This is a genomic window from bacterium, assembly GCA_021372535.1.
Classification (GTDB): Bacteria; Latescibacterota; Latescibacteria; order Latescibacterales; family Latescibacteraceae; genus JAFGMP01.
On record JAJFUH010000059.1, the window covers coordinates 41734 to 61549 of the forward strand.

Sequence of the window (19816 nt, forward strand, 5' to 3'; positions counted from 1 at the left end):
AATGCGGACAAGCAGTTGCCGGAGCGGATCGGGAACATATCAACCACATTTTTCCATGCAGTACAGGGGCTGTTTTCATGGTTTATCTTGTAGGAGCAGGACCCGGCGATCCGGGACTCATCACGGTGAAAGCGATCGAGCTTCTCCGCCGGGCGGATGTCGTCCTCTACGACAGGCTTATCGATGCATCTCTTCTTTCCAATACAAAGGAAGGCTGCACACTCATCGATGTGGGGAAAAGCGCTGATAATCATACGAAAACCCAGGATGAGATAGCGGATATGCTGGCCGATTTCGGAAAAAAGGGTCTCGAAACAGTCCGGCTCAAGGGAGGCGATCCGTTTCTATTCGGACGCGGCGGCGAGGAAGCCGAACGGCTTCGCAGGGAGGGCATCCCGTTCGAGATCGTCCCGGGAGTTTCGGCTCTCACTGCGGCCCCGGCATATGCCGGCATTCCCCTGACGCACCGGAGTTTCGCCTCATCGGTAGGCATCGTCACGGGCCACGCCGCAAGCGGTAAACATGAAGACACGGTTCGCTGGAGCCACATAGCACAGGCGGTCGATACCATCGTGGTGTTCATGGGGGTCGGCAACCTTGCCCATATCGCAGAGGAACTCAGGGCGGGCGGTCTTCCGGCGGATACTCCTGCCGCGCTCATCGAACAGGGCACAACGCCTTCCCAGAAAGTCGTAACCGGCAGCCTCGCGGATATTCATCTGAAAGCTGAGGAGCAGAACGTTTCCCCTCCCGCGCTCCTTGTTGTAGGAAAAACCGTCGCCCTTCACGAAACACTCGCGTGGTTCTGTCCTCATCCTCTCGCCGGTCTCAGGATCGGGATTACCCGGCCGCAACGGCAATCGAAGCAGTTTTCCGACAAGCTCCGTGAACTGGGAGCCGAACCGGTGCTCATGCCCGCCATCACAACGGTCGACACCATCGACACTCCCGAAGTTCTGGATGCGCTCGGAAAACTGCCCGTCTATGACGCCATCCTTTTTTTCAGCGTCAACGGAGTCGAATCGTTTTTCCGGGCGTTAAAGAACATGAATATGGATTCGGAGCTTCCGGCGGGGAAAATGATCGGCGCCATCGGGCCCGCGACCGCGCAGTCGCTCCTCGAACACGGCATATCGGCGGATGTGAAAGCCGAGGCATATATCGCCGAGGGGCTCCTCGATGCGATATGTGAACACACCGACCCGGCGGCGAAACATTTTCTGCTCGTCCGTTCCGACAGGGGCAGGAGCTATGTCCCCGACGGGCTCAGGAGCAGAGGCGCAACCGTCGATGAGGTGACATTTTATTCCACACAGCCGGAGCGCATGGATACGGCGGTTCTCGACCGTGTGCGAAAGGGCGGGATAGACATTGTGACGTTTACGAGCGCATCGACTGTGGATGGCTTTTTCGATAATATTTCCCCGGACGAGCTGCCCGGAAACGTTATCCTCGCAAGCATCGGTCCAGAAACGACGAAAGCCATCGGGCGCTATGGTCTTGAACCCGCTGTCTGCGCCTCCGAATACACAACCGACGGGCTTATAAAAGCGCTCTGCGATGCACGCGGAAGGGAGACATGAACCGGTGGTCGGTATTTCCAAGCTGTACTGCGACTCGATAGAACCTTCGGATGTGCTCCGGTATGGACGGCGCTCTTCAGAGCTGCCTTCCCACCTTCTCCAGTTTTCCGAGGACAAGCGGCCCGTCGTGATCATGAATATAACGAGGCGCTGCAACCTGAAGTGCGTTCACTGCTACGCGGGCGCGAACGATGCCAGGCCCTCCGGGGAAATGACAACCGATGAACTCATGCGTGTTATCGACGATCTGGCGAAATTCGGTTCCCCGGTCGTCCTGTTTTCCGGCGGCGAGCCGCTCATGCATCCCGATCTTGCGCTCCTTGCCGGACATGCAGTCAAATCGGGCATGCGGGCGGTTATCTCAACGAACGGGACGCTCATAACTCCGGAAAAAGCCCACGCACTCGCCGATGTCGGTCTTTCGTATGTCGGAGTCAGTCTGGACGGCGGCCCTGCGGTTCACGATTCCTTCCGGGGCGTTCAAGGCTCGTTCGACAGAGCCATCCAAGGACTTCGGAATGCCCGCGAGGCAGGCATAAAAACGGGCCTCCGCTTCACTATAACCCATCGTAATGTGAGCGAAATTCCCGCAGTGTTTGCCCTGCTCGAACAGGAAGGTATCCCCCGCATCTGTTTTTACCATCTTGTGTACACGGGAAGAGGTAAAGGACTCCTCGACGAGGCGCTTTCCCATGAAAGCACCCGCGCCGTCGTGGACACGATCATCGACCGGACAGCGGAACTCCACCGTCACGGCAGGAAAATCGAGGTTCTGACCGTTGACAATCACTGTGACGGCCCCTATCTGTATCTCCGACTTACCCGTGAAAATCCGCCTCGGGCGGAACAGGTGCTCGAACTCCTCAGGTTCAACGGCGGGAACAGTTCGGGCGTGGGAGTGTCGTCCATCGGATGGGACGGTTCCGTTCACCCCGATCAGTTCTGGCGTCACCATATTCTCGGAAATGTGCGCGACCATTCATTCGGCGAGATATGGACGGACAGGAACAACGATTTCCTCATGAAACTCAAGGACAAAAAGCGCCATGTCACGGGGAGATGCGCGCAATGCCGCTTTCTGGATGTGTGCGGAGGCAACTTCCGCGCGCGCGCCGAGGCGGTGACCGGAGATATCTGGGCGCCCGATCCGGCCTGCTATCTCACCGACAGCGAAATCGGAATCGAATAACATTACGGGGAAATAATACCAACAACCCTCTGAAATCCATACTGTGGTGTAGTGTAATACATTGATTATAAATAGAATATAGACCTTTGAAGTTTTTGAATTATCAACCCGTTGAAAAGCCCCGCGTTCACAACCGGTTTTCGGAAAAAGAATGGGTGCTGTCCGAGCGAGCCGAAGGCTCGTGAGTTCACACATTCCCGAAAAACGGGCAGTGAACGGGGGAAAAGGCTTTTCACAGGGCGCCTTTTCCTTTGGATACTTTCCTTTGGGCGAGCAAAGGAAAGTACCGTATGTAAAATGTTAAAGTTTTTTTCCTTAGGCGAACAGCATGTTACCCGTATCTCTCGACAAAAAACAGAACGACCTGCTCGCGGTCATCCAGTCGAACGTACCCGTTGTCGAAAGGCCGTTCAAAGCCATCGCGGAACTCCTCAGCTGTTCGGAACAAGAGGTTGTCGAGATGATTCACGACCTCATGGAGAAGGGCGTCATACGTGCGTTCGGCCCCGTTTTCGAAGCCCGGAAGCTCGGGTATGTCAGCACTCTTGTCGCCGCGGAGATTGAAAATTCCGGCATCGACGGTTTTACGGATGCGATGGCTGACATTAACGAGATCACACACATCTACCTCCGCGATCATGTGCTGAATGTCTGGTTTACGATAACCGCCCGCGATTCCGGGATAAGGGACAACATAATAGCGTGGACAAAGCGCCTTCCGGGTGTTGTGCGGATTCTGAACCTGCCCGCCGTGACAGTCTACAAGGTCAGCGCCGTGTTCGGTGAAAAGAACGCCGCATCCCCGGTATCGAAACCTGATAGGGATTGTCCGCCCCCCGATGAAGAGCATCGGGAGTTGATCAGGTTTCTTCAGAAAAAATTCCCCGTGGCGGAAAAGCCATTCGAGCTTGCCGCACAGGCTCTCGGGACGAGTGAATCATGGGTGCTCGAAACCGTGAACTCATGGATCGATGACGGTGTCATCAGGAGGTTCGGAGCCCGGCTCGATCACCAACGCGCGGGGTATTCGGCGAACGGCCTCGCGGCATGGAGCGGCATCGATGTCGATGCGCTCGGTCATACGTTCGCCGCATTGCCGCGGGTCAGCCACTGTTACAGAAGGCTCACTCACGGGGACTGGCCGTACGAACTGTACACGATGGTTCACGCCCGCTCGGACAGTGAGCTCGACGACCTCGTTCGCGGAATGGTTTCGCTCGCCCCGGACGCCGGCATGGTTGTCCTTAAAACCCTCAGGGAACTCAAGAAAACGACAATGTACTATTTCATGGAGGATGGAAGATGGGATACCCGGTAACGCGCATGAGACGTCTGCGCAGGACGCCCGAGCTCCGTTCGCTGGTAAGAGAGACAAAGCTCGATCCCGGCGATTTTATTCTGCCCCTGTTCGTTCGTCCGGGTGACGATGTAAGACGGCCGGTGCCCTCGATGCCCGGCGTTTCCCAGATGTCGGTGGATGTACTCACGGAGGAATGCCGTGCTGCCGTGGGCGACGGCGTCGGGGGAGTGCTCCTGTTCGGAATTCCCGACCACAAGGACCCGCTCGGCACCGGGGCGTACGATGACGACGGCATCATTCCCCGTGCTGTGCGCGCTCTCAAATCCGAGCTGCCGCAGCTTCTTGTCATCACCGATGTCTGCATGTGCGAATACACCGACCACGGGCACTGCGGAGTCATAAAGAACGGCGATGTGGACAACGATCCGACCCTTGATCTTCTCGCCCGGGCAAGCCTCGCCTATGCCCGCGCCGGAGCGGATATCATCGCCCCATCGGACATGATGGACGGCCGTATCGGTCATATCAGGAACGCCCTCGACGGCAGCGGATTCACCCATATACCGGTCATGGCCTACGCGGCGAAATTCGCTTCGGGGTTTTACGGCCCTTTCAGGGATGCGGCTGAATCGCCCCCGCAGTTCGGCGACCGGCGCTCCTACCAGATGGACCCGGCCAACCGCCGTGAAGCGCTCCGTGAAATTGCCCTCGATATCGAAGAGGGCGCCGACATTATCATGGTCAAACCAGCCATGCCGTACCTCGATATTATCCGCGAGGCGCGCGACCGTTTCGATCTCCCCGTCGCGGCGTACCAGGTGAGCGGCGAGTATGCCATGATCCACGCAGCGGCCAAAAACGGCTGGCTCGATCTCGATACGGTCATGATGGAAAGCCTTGTCTCCATAAAACGCGCGGGTGCTGACATGATCCTCACCTATTTCGCCCGCAAGGCTGCGGGGATGCTCGCATGACCGTTCCGCCCCTGCGTCTCCTGGCACTCGAAATTACCCGTACCTGCACCCTCGCGTGCAGGCACTGCCGCGGCGATTCGCGGAACGAAGTGTACCCCGACGAGCTCTCTCTCGGCGAGATCGGGCGGATACTCGACAGCGCCGCCTCGTTCTCGAAACCGATCGTCATCGTCACCGGCGGGGAACCGCTCGTACGGCCCGATGTGTTCGATATTACCGCATATTCCTCCTCCCTCGGGCTGACAACGGTACTCGCCACATGCGGACAGCATCTCAGCGAAAACGCCGCCCGGAAACTCATCGACACCGGCGTGTCGCGTATCAGTGTGAGCCTGGACGGCGCCGATGCGCGGACGCATGACAGCTTCCGGGGCATCCCCGGGGCGTTTGAAGCCGCTCTCAGAGGTATTGCCGCCGCACGGTCACAGGGGCTTGCATTCCAGATAAACAGCACCATTACATCGCTCAACATAGGCGAACTCGATGCCATTCACGACCTGGCGGTCTCCCTCGGCGCGGTCGCGTTTCATCCGTTTCTCCTCGTTCCCATGGGTCGCGGAAAGGGGCTGTCCGATAATGCGCTTCCACCTGAAGAATACGAATCGGCGCTCATCCGTATTGCAGAGATAGCCGAACGCTCTCCCATCGAACTCAAACCCACATGCAGCCCCCATTACGGCAGGGTTGCCCGACAGCTCAGGCGCAGTCGCCCCGACATGGCGGTTCACCCGGAAAACCGGTCCAATCCCCACGGAAATCATAAAAATGGCCTGATCATGACACGGGGATGTCTCGGCGGCTACGGATTCGTATTCGTATCCCATGTCGGCGCGGTGCAGATGTGCGGGTTTCTTGAGCTTGAGGCGGGCAATCTCCGCAGGGAATCGTATGACCTGAAGTCGATCTGGGAAACATCCCCCCTCTTCAACGCCGTACGCGACCGTAACAACTACCGTGGAACCTGCGGGAAATGTGAATACTGGCAGGTATGCGGAGGATGCAGAGCCCGGGCTTACTATCTTTCCGGCGATTATCTCGCGGAAGAACCGAACTGTCTCTATATACCCGGAGGGGAAGAAGAATAAACGCATACATGGCTGAATCATGGAAAACCGTCCGAAATAAACCATCATCATGTTTCGATAAAGGAAAAAGCAGATGAAACCGCTTTCGTTCGACAGATCACAGACGCTCCATGAACGCGCCGCGCAATCGATTGTCGGAGGTGTCAATTCGCCTGCCCGCGCTTTCAGGTCGGTCGGCGGCACGCCGCTTTTCGCCGCCCGCGCCGAGGGATATCATGTATGGGATGCGGATGGCAACCGGTACATCGACTACATCGGCTCGTGGGGGCCAATGATCGCCGGTCATGCCCATCCCGAAGTCATCGCTGCGATAAACCATGCCGCAGCCCTTGGAACGAGCTACGGTGTCTCGACCGAGCGGGAGATTCTCATCGCCGAAAAAATCCGCTCCATGATGCCCTCCATCGAGATGCTCCGCATGGTCAATTCCGGCACCGAGGCTGCGATGAGCGCCATCCGTCTCGCGCGGGGATATACCGGCCGCAGCAAGATCATCAAATTCGCGGGCTGTTATCACGGGCACGGCGACAGCTTCCTTATCAAGGCCGGTTCGGGCGCGCTCACCCATGGTGTCCCGGACAGCGCCGGTATACCGCCGTCGATAGCCTCCGATACACTCGTGGCGGAATTCAACAGCCTCGATTCGGTCGACCGACTTCTTACAGCACACGCCAGCGCTGTCGCGGCGATAATCGTCGAACCGGTGGTCGGCAACATGGGCACAGTCCCGCCTGAGCCCGGATTTCTCGAAGGGCTCCGGAAACGGACGGCTGATAACGGCATCCTCCTGATTTTCGATGAGGTTATCACCGGATTCCGTCTCGCGCGGGGAGGCGCGCAGGGGCTGTTCGGAGTTATTCCCGATCTCACGACGCTCGGCAAGATTGTCGGCGGCGGCCTGCCGGTCGGTGTCTATGGCGGGAAAGCCGAAATTATGAGCAGGCTGGCTCCCCTCGGCCCCGTCTACCAGGCCGGAACTCTCTCGGGAAATCCCCTTGCCGTCGCAGCCGGGCTTGCCACCCTCAATCTCATCGACAACGGGGAAACCTACACCCGTCTCGAAAAAACCGGAAAACAACTTGCGGACGGTTTTGCTGAAGCTGCCGCGCAGGCCGGAGTTCCCGTAACCGTAAACCGTGCCGGTTCGATGATGACCGTATTTTTCAATGAAGGCCCCGTGACTGATTACTCCGGCGCATCGAAAAGCGATACCGCGCGTTTCTCACGGTTTTTCAGGGGTATGCTGAACCGCGGGATACTGCTGCCCCCCTCGCAGTACGAAGCGATGTTCGTATCGACCGCCCATGACGATCGGGCGATAGAAATGACAATCGCTGCCGCCGGAGAATCGTTGAATGAGTGCCGCTGATAGTGTGAAAGGTCAATTCTTTTAAACAAAAAAAGAAAGGGCCGGTATAGTTACCAGCCCTTTCCTGAGCATATCGAGAGTTATTCCCGGGGGTATTACCAGGTAAGATTGGATCCTGCCAGGACATCCTGGGCCATATCGATACCGAGGGTCAAGCCGTCGTCGGTGTCAGAGTCGCCGTTGACATCGATAGCTTCTTTGGCTCCGGCAAGATTATCCGCCGTGGTGAATCTGTAGGTGAACCGTGCATTTTCAGGCTGTGAGAAACCGATCTCGGCGCAGTCAGTTCCTTCCCAGTTCGGGCTGAATTCGATATAAGCGTTGCTGGTGAAGTAATAGGTTTTTTCGCCCTGAACGATCTGGCCCAGAATCTGCTTGGCTTCACTCGTTTTGGCCTTGCCGATCAGGCTTGAGAATTTCGGAATGGCGATCGAGGCAAGAATACCGATAATAACGACCACGATCATGAGCTCAACCAGCGTAAAACCTTTTTCGCTTCTCCGGAACATGACAAACCTCCTTGGATTGTGTGGTGTTGAGTAAGGATGCCTGAGACTATACCAACGTTTATTAAATCTCCAGCCCCTTGTGTGTTACTGTTCATTATGCATGTGTCTGTAAATTTGCAAACTCTATGCCAGAAATATTGAATGGCCGTATCTTATTAAACAACAATGCTATAACGTTTTTTATGCTCAGCGGGAAACACTGCTTCGTTTCCCTATTTCTCCCAGATTGATACACCCCCTTTCATTTTGAAGCATTTCATCATTTCATTCCCTGGCGGAAAATTTATATCCGGCCGCGATGTAGTTTTTATGGAATGCAGTATATCTCCAGCTTCATGAGGTTAAAATATAATCTGATTGTACGAATATAACAAAGCGAATCATTGTAAAGGGTGAACGAACCGGTATATCGTGCTCTCCGCTATATCAATTGCCGGTCAACGGCTCGCGTTATGCCCCGGTCTACCATGCGAAGTCGTTACCGGCGCTTCCCGACATGACACCTTCGGTCCCGTCAAGCTTGACTGTCATGCCGTCATCGCCGTCGCCATCGTAATTAATATCGTTAGCGGCTCCGTTTTCCTTGCCATACGCCGTTTCATCAGCGATAACATAACTATAGGTAAAATGACCGTCAGGTTGCTGAAATCCCAGTTCAGGGGACTCTTCGCCAAAATCGAATTCTTCATACTGATTATGCACGTAATAATAAGTTTTCTCAAGATTAATGACATGCCACAGCCCCTGCTTGAGCTCGGTGAGCTTGGCGCGAGCAATAAAGGCGCCGAATTTCGGGATCGCAATCGAGGCAAGAATACCGATAATCACTACAACGATCATCAATTCCACGAGGGTGAACCCTTTCTCGCAAACCTTCCTGTGGCGCATCGTTTTTCCCGCCTTTCGTATGAACATGTTTTTGATATCATTGATTCGCAAAAATCATGCTAAAAATTCTCAGGATGCTGTAACGGATTGTTAATATGTTATTATATAAATGATTATCCAAAAAAAAAATTTCCACCCGTAAAAAAATTTATCGTTCCATGCCCCATATTGAAACATATCTATTCAAAGTGGAACATCACAACCCGTATTTCTCGATTTTCCGGTCGAGCGTCGAACGACCGATTCCGAGAACCTCCGCCACTTTCTGTTTCTGCCCGTTATACTGGGCAAGGACCCAGTGTATGTATGCTTTTTCTATCTCCTCCATATTGGGTATCGGCTTTTCCTGTTCATTGACGAGCTGCTGCATGACCTGCGGATTGACCATATGGTCGGGGAGTACTTCGGCTGTGATGGTTCCCGGACCGGTCAGGGCGATGATCCGCTCCACGACATTTTCAAGTTCGCGGATGTTGCCCGGCCAGGAATAATTTTTAATAATATCCATGACTTTCCTGTCAACAGTGCCGGGGGTATAATCCCGTGATGGGTCTTTGAACTTGAGAAAATGAAAGAACAGGAGCTCGATATCTTCCTGACGCTCGCGAAGGGGTGGAATATTGATATTGATGACATTGAGGCGGTAATAGAGGTCTTTACGGAAACCGCCGTTTCTGATAGCATCATCGAGATTTTCATTTGTTGCGGCGATGAGGCGGAAGTCCACTTTCACGGGGGAATGACCGCCCACAGGCAGAATTTCCTTTTCCTGGATGGCACGGAGGATTTTAACCTGTATGGAAGGGATCGTATTCCCGACCTCGTCAAGGAAAAAGGTGCCTCTTTCGGCCATTTTCATAAGGCCGTCCTTATCCTTGACCGCTCCGGTGAACGACCCTTTCAAATGCCCGAAGAGCTCGCTTTCGAGCAATTCACTGGGAATCGCGCCGCAGTTTATCGCAACAAACGGTCCCTCCGCCCGCGGGGAAAGGTCATGGAGCGCCCGCGCGGCAACCTCTTTCCCGGTGCCGCTTTCACCGGTTACGAGGACTGTCGACTCGGTGGCGGCAACCTTGCGGATAAGCTCCTTGACAGCGGTGATTTTCTCCGAGGTTCCTATGATCATATCGAGACCGGTCGTCCGCTTCAGGTTTGCCTTCAGGTTCCTGTTTTCCCTGATGAGTTCCTCCATCCTGAGTGTGCGCCTGACATAGTTCATGAGTTCTCTGTTCTTGAACGGTTTCTCGATAAAGAACGAAGCTCCGAGGTTAAGCGCGGCAATGGCCTGGTCCTTGGTTGCATGGGCGGTCATGATAATAATGGGTATCTCATAACGGTCATTGACCTTTTCAATAAGGCCGATTCCGTCCAGCCCGGGCATTTTAAGGTCGGTAATGATGAGTCCATACGCGCCCGTCTCCTTTTCAATCATTTCGAGAGCATGGACACCGTCTTCGGCGCATGCAACCTCAAACCCATCCTTTTCAAGCATGATCTGCAGCGTGTCCCTCATGCTCTGTTCATCATCGACCACAAGTATCTTCTCAGGCATCAGTCCGCTCCCTTCAGGGGAAGATCAAGCGCAACCTCAGCTCCGCCATTTACCCTGTTCTGCGCAAAAACGCGCCCGTTATTGCTTATCACCATTTTACGAACGATTGCCAGTCCGAGGCCCGTTCCCTCCTTTTTTGTGGAAAAGAACGGCTCAAACATATGTCCGAGAGCTTCTTTGGGGAATCCCGTACCCGTATCGCTCACGACAAGCCTTACGTACTCATTTTCAGGATATTCACCATCCTCGATGGCCAATTCTATTTCACCGGTACCGGCAAGGTTTTCAAGGCTGTTGATGATGAGGTTGATCAGAATCTGTTTCAGATGATCGGGATCGAACAGCGCAACCGTCCCGCCGTTGACGAGGTTTCTGACGATAACGGTTTCGGTATTCCGGGGATCGTTCTCTATCAGGACAAGAACATCCTCTATTATGGCGCCGATATCGACCATCTGGATATGAGGGGTCTGTATCCGGGCAAATTGTAAAAAATCGGCGCTGATAAGCTGCAGGCGGGCGGATTCTTTTTCAATGATTTTCATCAGTTTTATATTATGCGGATCGCTGGTATCAACGCTTTCGGAAAGAAGTTCGACAGCGCTGCATATCGAGGCGAGGGGATTCTTTATCTCGTGGGCGATTGCCGCGGATAACTCGCCAATGGCTGCCATCCTGTCGGATTGACGGATCATTTCGAGGAGCTTGTTCTTTTCGGTGAGGTCCTTGAAATTGACAATAATTCCCCTGCTGCTGCCATCCGTATCATATAACGTCACCAGGGTTAATCCGATGGGAAGCGGGTCTCCTTTCGGAGGGGATATCGTAATTTCCATCTCAGAGGGCTGGATCGGTTCACGGAGTCCGTGCTCGATAATCTTCACCAGCTCGCCGGAGCATTTACCAAATATTCCATTATACCGTTTTCCTTCAATTATGGCATTTCCGATCTGAAGAATCCTTTTTGCCGCGCGGTTCATGTACATGATCGAACCCGAGCTGTCCACCGCAATCAGACCGTTGGTCATACACTGAAGAATATCCGTTGTATCGAGCCTCGCTCTTTTAAGAAGCTTCAGCGCACTGATGAGGGCTGTGTCTTTTTTTATGACCCGCTCGGCAAAATAGCTTGAAAAGAAGCCGACAGCGATAATGAGCGCGCTGAACATGAATGTCTGGAGGATAATACTGTTCCTGGTATCTTCCGCGATAAAAAAGGGATCAAGAAACGGACAGATAACAAAAACGGAGGACAAGAAAAATACAATCGCCAGCAGGGAAAAGAAAAACGTGTACAACCGCCGGAAAAAGAGCGATGCACACATGATCGAGAGAAAATAAAACCCGACAAACGAGGCATCATATCCGCCGGCTGCATAGTTGATCGTGACAATGATCACCGTTATGAGAAAAATATCGAATGATATCTGTATGGCGAGAAGAGGCCGTGAAGTCCCCAGCATGTAATGGCTTAACCAGTAGAGAAGCGTGAGAAGGTATGTTCCCAGCACGATAATGGCGATGGGCGTTTTGTTGATGACATCCTGCGGGAGGGTTATAATCGCCATTCCGAGGGTTGCGGTGACAATTGCCGGTCTCAGTATGAGCATCCACCGGACGATCATCCAGTCCCTGGTTTTTTTTATCCCTCTTCCTTTCATGTGTTCTCCATGGAACGAACCGCCCGCCTGCGCAGACCGGTATATACCGCTTATTACCTGCGCTCGTCAATCCTGATAATGGTTACCACACGCCTGACGGTATCGGAAAACACGACATCATGGAGCCGCCGCGCCAGGTTAAAAAGGTCATCGGGGCTTCCCTCGACAATCGTACCCATAACCGATACCTCGTGGGGCAGCCCGCATGAATCGAGCACCTCCAGAACCGGGGAGACTTCCCTCGATATTCCCGGGCTGCAGGTGCCGAGCGGATAAACGCTGATTTCCATACGGGCGTTCGTATTCACTGATCCTGCTCCTTTTTCATGTCTTCCCTGACCCGGATTGCATATTTGTCGATTTCGCCGCATAGTTTGTGGACAGTGGCCACATCGCGGCGTTCGAGACGTGTTCTCGAAAAAACACGCCGCAGCGATTTCATGTAGTTATCACCGTCATTCCACTGTTTCAGCCCGAGCGTTGTCAGCGATGTTCTCAGATGATCGTAGAGCGCCGCGATCTCCTCAGCCGGAGCAAAATCCTGCGGTGACCCGCCGCCGGGGTATCGCGCCGTAAAAATCTCACAGGCATAAACCATTACCGCCTGGGCAAGATTGAGCGACGGCTGCGCTTCCGAAGAGGGTATCGTCGATATGATCTGGCAGCAGGACAGCTCGTCATTGAGCAGACCGCAGTCCTCACGGCCAAACAGGATTGAAACCGGCCCCGAACCTGCGCTCTCGAGTATCTCAGCCGCAGCCTGGCGCGGATTCATGAACGGCACCCCATGACGGCGGCGCTGGGTGGTGCCCACAACGAGCACCGATGAGCCCACCGCCTCGCCGAGCGACGAGAAAACCTCGGCGCTGTCGAGAATATCCTCGCTGTTGTGCGCCATGTACCGTGCCTGGGGGTGGTCGCGAAACCACGGGTTGACAAGCACGAGCCTGCTGAGCCCCATATTCTTCATGGCGCGGGCGGCCGCACCCACATTACCCGGAACTTTCGGTTCGACGAGAACGATGTGTATGTTATCGAAATTCTTATTTTTTCCACGCATATTCATACACAATAATAATATGAGAATACCGTATCGACAAGTGTTTCGATTCAATCGACAGTAAAATAACCGATAATTTTTAAAGGAAACCGGAAGATTTAAGAGGGCGTATGAACATAAAGACTTTGAACCGTGATGCCCACGATTAAGCCGGGATTTCCATGATTTTTAATCCGGGCAATCCTTTTAATCATGGTAATCGTGGTTCAAACTCCCCCCTGATTCACCGAGAGAAACCAGCGGAGTAAAAAATAAAAAATCGCTTGACAAGGAAAAAGGCCGGATATATCTTCTACCACAGTAAGTTTAATACCTTAAGCTTAAATATGTAAGCTTACATTTATAAACCATATGATACTCTCCATTTCGGAGGTGAATCGATGACCGAATATGAGCTTGGCAGCGGCCAGATGAAGGTTATGCGCATCCTCTGGGACAAGCAGAAAGCAACCGCTCAGGACATCATCGACGAGATGAACCGTGAAGAACCCACCAAACGGAGCACGGTTCAGACCTTTTTGCGGACACTGGTCAGAAAAGGTCTCGCCGATTACTCTGTCGATGAACGTACATTCATTTATTATCCCATTGTCGGGGAAAAGGATATCGCTCATCATGCGTTCCAGAATTTTGTCGAGCATGTGTTCGATGGCTCGATGGAAGGTTTCGTCTCGTTCTTTGTAAAAAACAACTATGTACCGCAGGAAAAAATGGAGAAAATCCGCAGGATGCTCGAGGATAAAGAAGGCTCAGAGGAGAAATGACCAATGGTTTCCATGACATCGTTCTCCTCACTGCTCATGTCATATGCCTTTGATTTCATCCCGATCGGGCTGTCGCTGATAGTACAGTCAACGGTGATTATCGCAACAGGACTGATCGTGAGGTATGTTCTCCGCAGAAAAAGCGCCGCGTTCCAGTCCCTGATTCTCCGGATGACTCTTGTCGCGGTTGTGCTGAGTCCCATCCTGACAATTCTCCTCAACAACGCCGGAGTCAGGCGGGTCGTCATTCCCGTGCCGCTCGTGGCGAACAATGCCGTTTTTTCGAAAACTGACGTTACGCGGTCAGTCAACACCGATACCGGTAAAGAGAACGGTTCGTCATACCCGCGCAGTCAGCCTGCGGATAATTCCGGAATACTGCGGCAGAGTGTCACCGTTTCCCCGGGAGACAGCAGAGGTCACAGCACCGATGCTCACCCGATGAAGGAAACGCCTTCCGCTATCAAATCCAATGAAGGCCGCGTGTCCGATGCTTCTTCACGACCATTGCAACAAAACCTCCCGCAGGATGATAACGGCGCGACAGCTCCCTCATTCCCGACTGATGAAACCGGCCGTAACGACAGGGGGTTTCTCGCCGGACTGTATGTAACGGTTTTTGTATTATGGGCCGGGACAAGTATATTCTTCTTTCTTAAAATATTCATTGTGTTCCTCTGTATAAACTATATCAGGTACTCGGCCCGACCTGCCAAATTCTCGTACCGGGTAATGTGCGGTGAAGCCGCCGCTTCACTGGGCATTACGGTACCGCCGGTACTCCAGCATCCGGTGGCGAAAGGCGCGTTCATCTGCGGTTATTTCAGGCCTGCTGTCATGCTCCCCGGGTATGACAATGAATGCTTCACGGCGACGAAGGAGGTTTTTCTCCATGAGCTCGCCCACCTTGCCCGTTTCGATCATCTCTGGAATTTTCTTCATCACATGGCGATAGTGTTTCTCCCTGTACAGCCGCTTCTCTGGCGGCTGATCCGCACAATCAGCGATGTCAGCGACTACGCCTGCGACGATTATGTCGTTCAATACAGCGGCGACAATCATTCGTACGCCATTCAGCTTTTCACCATCGCCCGTACATACAATCCCGGAGTCCCGGAAGCGACAGCCGGCGTGGGAATTCTTTCCAAACCTTCGCCCCTCTACGACAGAATCGAGCGAATCCTCGACACTTCCTATGTCCGTCTCATCAAGGTACGGGCCTTCGAGCTCGTCTCGGTGATATTCTTTTTCTTCTCGTCTCTTACCGTGACCGGATTTGTCGGGTTCAAGGGCGAACACGGCAACGGGCGACGGATGGTTGTGAATACAGATCGTCAGAACATCGAGCGGATCATTACGATCAGACCGGATAATACGGCTGAAAACACCGTCAGGCCCGGCTTATCATCGAAAAAAACAACTTTCTTCCATGCTGCGGTTCCGGAAACAAAGGAAACCGGTAAAAAGCTGCCGGATGTCACCCGTGACGATTCCCAGGTTAATTCCGGATCGATCCAGCCGGGTTGGAATATGATATCGGAAATCGATAATCCGGAACGGAACCGGATTCCCGCTCCCGATGATGCCGGGGCGATGCTGGTTTTCAATAGTACAAATAATGCCGGGCAGAAAGATGTTCCGCAAAACGATTCATTCTCATCCGAAACCGGAATGGCTCAACCGTTACCATCCGTAACCGATGAACGGGAGACCGGAGCTGACAGCGCTCCACAAACGGCTGAAAGTTCATCCGGAGAAGCTGTTGCCGATATACGTTTTGATGTGACCGGTCATCCGGAATCATGGAGCAGAAGCACATCGACGCTCGATCAGTCCCGAGCCAGCAATTTCACGCTGAAACCCATCCAGATTGTCATCCCGGTCGATTATCAGCATACCGAACCGCAGAATCCCGAGGAAGAACTGTTGTTCGACATGTACCGTTCTCTCGAGAAAAACAAGCTGTACCCCGTATGGTCGCCCGATGGCAGCCAGATTGTCATAACCGACAGGATATACGGAATCTGGATGGTACCGGTTCAGGGCGGCGAGCCTGCGCTCATATACCGTAACGATCCCGTGCGGTATCATGATGTGACGGTGCGTCTTACGGGTATCGAACCTCTCTGTTTCGCGCCCGGAGGCCGTGAGCTGACGTACAAACGGTATATCATCGACGAGGACATGGGCTCGGAAGTCATAATCGACAAGAGCACCTCTCCCCCGCATATGACGATTATGAACCCGGTGCCGGTCATCGAGATGGTTGACATCGAGACGGGCAGGACTCAGGTTCTTGCCAAAGGGGCGGCGTACGGCAGATGGAGCTCCGACGGCAGGCTGTTCCTGTACACCCGTCTCGATGCCGAATCCTTCAAGGAACTCATGATCCGTGATGTCTATACGGGAAATGAATACCCCATCGACGAATTCGCCGCTCAGCAAATCCAGCTGTCACCGAACGACCGATACCTCATGTTTAACGAGGATGACCTGTTCATGCTGCCCGGAACCGGAGATCTCAAGCGTTTCAGTCTGAGCGGCGGTGTCACTTTCTCCGATGTATCCCGTGACGCCCGGTGGATACTCTACACATACCGGGGAAGCCTTTTTGTCTACGACACTCATGATGAGAAGGCCATAGACCTTTTTCCCGAAGAGTACATATCGCCGAACTGGGCACGGTTTTCTCCCGACCTGTCGTCCATCTGTTTTTCCCTCGAATCGGAAAAGAACGGCTGGGAAATTTACCTGTACGATTTCAGCAAGATAACATCCGAAACGGGAGTTCAGGAAGCAGCGGCGCCGGTTGCATTCGGGCTCAAAGACAATTTCCCCAATCCGTTCAATTCATCGACGACCATTCAGTTTTCGCTGCCCGAGCGGGCAACGGCGTCAATGGTTATCTACAACATCATGGGGCAGCGTGTACGCGAGCTCGTTTCCGGAATGGCTGAACCGGGGATACATTCGGTTGTCTGGGACGGCAGGGACGACAGCGGACGCACGGTCGGAACAGGAACCTATATCACGAGGCTTATCGCGGGAAATCATCATGCGGTGATCAGAATGACGCTGGTGAAATAGAATCATATGAAGCGCACACAAACAGAATTCTCCTTTCTTCGGGTGATAGATAAAAAAATGGAGGTAGAACCATGAACCGTGACAGGGATGCCTGACGGAAAATGTTGCGGAACTTGTTGCACGCAGTCAAAAAACACATGAAAAATGAGGGAAACTCTATGGTACGAATAAAAGGTATTCTCATAATACTGGTCATCTCGGTTTTCGCGCTCACATCATATGCCGATGGGTTTATAAACGAATATCCCAATGGTAACAGTGTAAATGAGATCGTCTTCCAGGGTAATTATGCATGGAGCGCCACCTACGGCAGTCTCGTCCGCTGGGACAGGCGTGACGGCTCATATATCCAGTTCACTACCAAAGACGGTCTTGCGAGCAATAATGTTACGGGCATTGTTATCGATGACAACGGTAAACTCTGGATAGCGACAACAAAGGGTGTGAATGTTTATGACGGTCAGAGCTTCACAACGCTGACTACTGAAAACAGCGGATTGGCGGATTACCGTATTCTCAGCATAACCAAATCGAATGATGGCACTCTCTGGTTTGGTACAACGCTCGGAATATCGAAATTCGATGGAGATTCATGGAAAAGCTACTCCATCGATGATATCGTTACCGATCACCGGGCGGGCGGTTATGTTACAGATATCGTTATTGATCATACCGGAAAAATATGGGCTGTTGTATTTAAGTATGATTACGGAATTGAGATGAATACACGGCTGTATTTGTCCAGTTTCGACGGCACCGCATGGACGGTCCACAACGATGCCGATGGCACGTTGAAGGCTCTTCAGGTCGAAGCGATAGCAATCGATAACAACAACACTGTCTGGGCTGCGACCCGGGGCAATGATGTCACAGGGCCTGTTTACACATTCGACGGCACCGCATGGACGGATACCGGTATCGATGGCGTCAACGATATCTCGGTGGCCGACGATGGTACCGTCTATCTCGCGCGGGGCAATATCTTTAATAGCAGGAACACCAATCCAAGCATCACAAAATTCGATGGCTCGTCTTTTACCGAGCTGCCTCTTTCCGGTCTTTTCGGTTATCAACCTACTATATATTCAAATGTTTTCCCTGATGAATCAGGAACATTCTGGTTCGTGGTTAAACCGGGAAACACTGCATATATTCTGTATTCCTATGATGGTGTGAATATCCACCAGCATTCGACAGTCGGGCCTCTGAGTTTTGATGTGAATGAAATGATTGTTGACAGCTCGAACACCAAATGGCTGGCGACCAATTACGGGCTTTCCAGATTCGATGGAACCACATGGGAAAATATTGTTTTCGATGTCAAACCCGAGGATGTCGCTGGTTCCGGTCTGGGGGTGCTTGCCAATGATTTTGCCAACATGATACGCGATATAGCCATCGATAAAGATGGAACCATCTGGCTGGCAACGTATCTGGGTATCAGGAAAATCGACAGTACAGGCGAAACGCTCTACAACACATGGAACTCCGAAGAACTTCCGGGAATGCCGGGCGGTGTCAATCAGGTGGTTATCGACAATAATGGCGTCAAATGGTTTGCCGGTAACTACTGGCTCTACCGTTATGACGGTGAATCGTGGTCAACAGTACAGTTCGGGAAACTTGAAGGCGTGGTACGTTCGATGGAAGTGGACCATAATAATGTTTTATGGTTCGGTATAGGATTTGCTGATGGAGTTAAAGTGAAAAGCGGAGTCGCAAGCTTCGACGGGACAACCTGGACGTACTATGACATCGATAACAGCCCGCTCAAAGGCGATCTCGCGAGAATTGCCATAGCTGCCGACAACACGAAATGGATAGCGACAAGCGAAGGGTATTACAAATTCGACGGGACAACCTGGACATCGTATGAGGATATCAAGAACGCATCCTATCCCCAATATCAGCCATACGACATACTCATCGACAAGGACGGGATTGTCTGGTTCATGGTGTCGGGCTGTCTCCACTCGTTCGATGGCTCAGTTTGGGACGATCACGGTAAGAAGTCGTTTGGTGTTCCCTGCCAGTTTGTAATCGACAATACGGACGAAGTATGGGTTGTTTCCAAAAACGCTGCCGGTTATATGGCGAGCTTCAACAAGAATGCCATCAGAACCGATGTCGCCGCCCGGGATGAAATACCATCCGCCATCGCCATCAAGGGCAACTACCCGAATCCGTTCAATCCTTCGACGACCATCGAATTCACCCTCACGGAATCGGGACGCGCGCAGCTCGACATTTATAACACCGCAGGCCAGAAGGTCCGGACACTCCTTACGGAAACTATGATGCCCGGTGTTTACAGCGCTTTCTGGAACGGCTGCGACGAGTATGGCAAGGCTGTTTCATCGGGTGTATATTTCTCCCGTATCACCATGAATGGCCGAAGCGCGGCAGGGCGCATGCTCCTCATGAAGTAAACGATCCGAAGTACGGAAGCTCTGTTGCCTTACCTATATCGGGGAGGGATGTTTGCAAAACTGCGGCGGCAGACCCTGCAGTGTATGAACCTATGCACGCATCTGAAGAGAGGAGAACAGATGAATGCAGGAGAGGCTGTCGTTCCTTACCGGTACATCCCAAACCGAAATCATGAAATGAGACGCTCCGCAAGGGGCGTCTTTTTTATTACCGCAAAAACAACCTGAACCACGATTACCGGGATTAAGCCGGGATTACCACGATTTTTTCAATCCGGGTAATCATGGTCAATCCTGAAAATCCCGGTTCCAACTCCCCCTTGATTCACTCAGAGAAACTATCGGAGAAAATTGAGTACTCTCATT

13 protein-coding genes and 2 pseudogenes are annotated in these 19816 nt (G+C 52.8%); 9 read left to right on the top strand and 6 right to left on the bottom strand.

Going from position 1 to position 19816, the window contains the following annotated elements; genetic code table 11:
• Positions 1-77: 77 nt before the first annotated feature.
• From cobA to hemL, 6 genes are all read left to right on the top strand, one after another.
• Positions 78-1583 (top strand): uroporphyrinogen-III C-methyltransferase, encoded by a 1506-nt coding sequence (gene cobA, locus LLG96_06425; GenBank protein ID MCE5249841.1) that lies wholly within the window; start codon positions 78-80, stop codon positions 1581-1583.
• 4 nt (positions 1584-1587) lie between these two features.
• Entirely contained in the window at positions 1588-2772 is a 1185-nt protein-coding gene (ahbC, locus tag LLG96_06430; GenBank protein MCE5249842.1) for a 12,18-didecarboxysiroheme deacetylase, read from the top strand.
• 328 nt (positions 2773-3100) lie between these two features.
• Positions 3101-4090, top strand: a complete 990-nt coding sequence (locus LLG96_06435; protein MCE5249843.1) for an Lrp/AsnC family transcriptional regulator — start codon at positions 3101-3103, stop codon at positions 4088-4090.
• Positions 4075-5046, top strand: a complete 972-nt coding sequence (hemB, locus tag LLG96_06440) for a porphobilinogen synthase (protein MCE5249844.1) — start codon at positions 4075-4077, stop codon at positions 5044-5046. The genes LLG96_06435 and hemB overlap by 16 nt, the downstream gene beginning before the upstream one ends.
• Positions 5043-6131, top strand: a complete 1089-nt coding sequence (locus LLG96_06445) for a radical SAM protein (GenBank protein MCE5249845.1) — start codon at positions 5043-5045, stop codon at positions 6129-6131. Before hemB ends, LLG96_06445 begins: the two co-directional genes overlap by 4 nt.
• A 73-nt stretch (positions 6132-6204) precedes the next feature.
• Positions 6205-7500 carry a glutamate-1-semialdehyde 2,1-aminomutase gene (gene hemL / locus LLG96_06450; protein ID MCE5249846.1) on the top strand — a complete coding sequence of 432 codons (1296 nt, stop codon included), beginning with the start codon at positions 6205-6207 and terminating at the stop codon, positions 7498-7500.
• A 395-nt stretch (positions 7501-7895) separates the two neighbouring features.
• Here the strand turns inward: hemL and LLG96_06455 are convergent.
• The 6 genes and pseudogenes from LLG96_06455 to LLG96_06480 all read right to left on the bottom strand — a co-directional run bounded on the left by LLG96_06455 (position 7896) and on the right by LLG96_06480 (position 13170).
• Positions 7896-8009 (bottom strand): annotated as a pseudogene (locus tag LLG96_06455) (prepilin-type N-terminal cleavage/methylation domain-containing protein).
• Between the two features lie 765 nt (positions 8010-8774).
• Positions 8775-8897, bottom strand: a pseudogene (locus LLG96_06460) (prepilin-type N-terminal cleavage/methylation domain-containing protein).
• Between the two features lie 196 nt (positions 8898-9093).
• A complete protein-coding gene (locus LLG96_06465) occupies positions 9094-10449 on the bottom strand; it encodes a sigma-54 dependent transcriptional regulator (GenBank protein ID MCE5249847.1) in 1356 nt (451 codons plus the stop codon).
• Entirely contained in the window at positions 10449-12110 is a 1662-nt protein-coding gene (locus LLG96_06470; protein ID MCE5249848.1) for a PAS domain-containing protein, read from the bottom strand. The genes LLG96_06465 and LLG96_06470 overlap by 1 nt, the downstream gene beginning before the upstream one ends.
• A gap of 53 nt (positions 12111-12163) precedes the next feature.
• A complete protein-coding gene (locus LLG96_06475) occupies positions 12164-12418 on the bottom strand; it encodes an MTH1187 family thiamine-binding protein (GenBank protein ID MCE5249849.1) in 255 nt (84 codons plus the stop codon).
• On the bottom strand, positions 12415-13170 hold the full coding sequence (locus tag LLG96_06480; protein ID MCE5249850.1) for an RNA methyltransferase: 756 nt from the start codon (positions 13168-13170) through the stop codon (positions 12415-12417). Before LLG96_06480 ends, LLG96_06475 begins: the two co-directional genes overlap by 4 nt.
• 380 nt (positions 13171-13550) lie before the next feature.
• Here LLG96_06480 and LLG96_06485 point away from each other — a divergent pair, with 380 nt between their 5' ends.
• From LLG96_06485 to LLG96_06495, 3 genes are all read left to right on the top strand, one after another.
• Positions 13551-13934 (top strand): BlaI/MecI/CopY family transcriptional regulator, encoded by a 384-nt coding sequence (locus LLG96_06485; GenBank protein ID MCE5249851.1) that lies wholly within the window; start codon positions 13551-13553, stop codon positions 13932-13934.
• 3 nt (positions 13935-13937) lie between these two features.
• Positions 13938-17021: a T9SS type A sorting domain-containing protein gene (locus LLG96_06490; GenBank protein MCE5249852.1), complete on the top strand. Its 3084-nt coding sequence runs from the start codon at positions 13938-13940 to the stop codon at positions 17019-17021.
• A 158-nt stretch (positions 17022-17179) separates the two neighbouring features.
• Entirely contained in the window at positions 17180-19450 is a 2271-nt protein-coding gene (locus tag LLG96_06495) for a T9SS type A sorting domain-containing protein (protein ID MCE5249853.1), read from the top strand.
• The last annotated feature ends 366 nt before the right edge of the window (positions 19451-19816 follow it).

What these genes read in the sequence shown, in the direction of transcription:
- cobA (MCE5249841.1), top strand. Translation starts at nt 78, where the DNA reads ATGGTTTATCTTGTAGGAGCAGGACCCGGCGATCCGGGACTCATCACG.
- LLG96_06435 (MCE5249843.1), top strand. Translation starts at nt 3,101, where the DNA reads ATGTTACCCGTATCTCTCGACAAAAAACAGAACGACCTGCTCGCGGTC.
- hemB (MCE5249844.1), top strand. Translation starts at nt 4,075, where the DNA reads ATGGGATACCCGGTAACGCGCATGAGACGTCTGCGCAGGACGCCCGAG.
- LLG96_06445 (MCE5249845.1), top strand. Translation starts at nt 5,043, where the DNA reads ATGACCGTTCCGCCCCTGCGTCTCCTGGCACTCGAAATTACCCGTACC.
- hemL (MCE5249846.1), top strand. Translation starts at nt 6,205, where the DNA reads ATGAAACCGCTTTCGTTCGACAGATCACAGACGCTCCATGAACGCGCC.
- LLG96_06465 (MCE5249847.1), bottom strand. Translation starts at nt 10,449, where the DNA reads ATGCCTGAGAAGATACTTGTGGTCGATGATGAACAGAGCATGAGGGAC.
- LLG96_06470 (MCE5249848.1), bottom strand. Translation starts at nt 12,110, where the DNA reads ATGAAAGGAAGAGGGATAAAAAAAACCAGGGACTGGATGATCGTCCGG.
- LLG96_06480 (MCE5249850.1), bottom strand. Translation starts at nt 13,170, where the DNA reads ATGCGTGGAAAAAATAAGAATTTCGATAACATACACATCGTTCTCGTC.
- LLG96_06485 (MCE5249851.1), top strand. Translation starts at nt 13,551, where the DNA reads ATGACCGAATATGAGCTTGGCAGCGGCCAGATGAAGGTTATGCGCATC.
- LLG96_06490 (MCE5249852.1), top strand. Translation starts at nt 13,938, where the DNA reads ATGGTTTCCATGACATCGTTCTCCTCACTGCTCATGTCATATGCCTTT.
- LLG96_06495 (MCE5249853.1), top strand. Translation starts at nt 17,180, where the DNA reads ATGGTACGAATAAAAGGTATTCTCATAATACTGGTCATCTCGGTTTTC.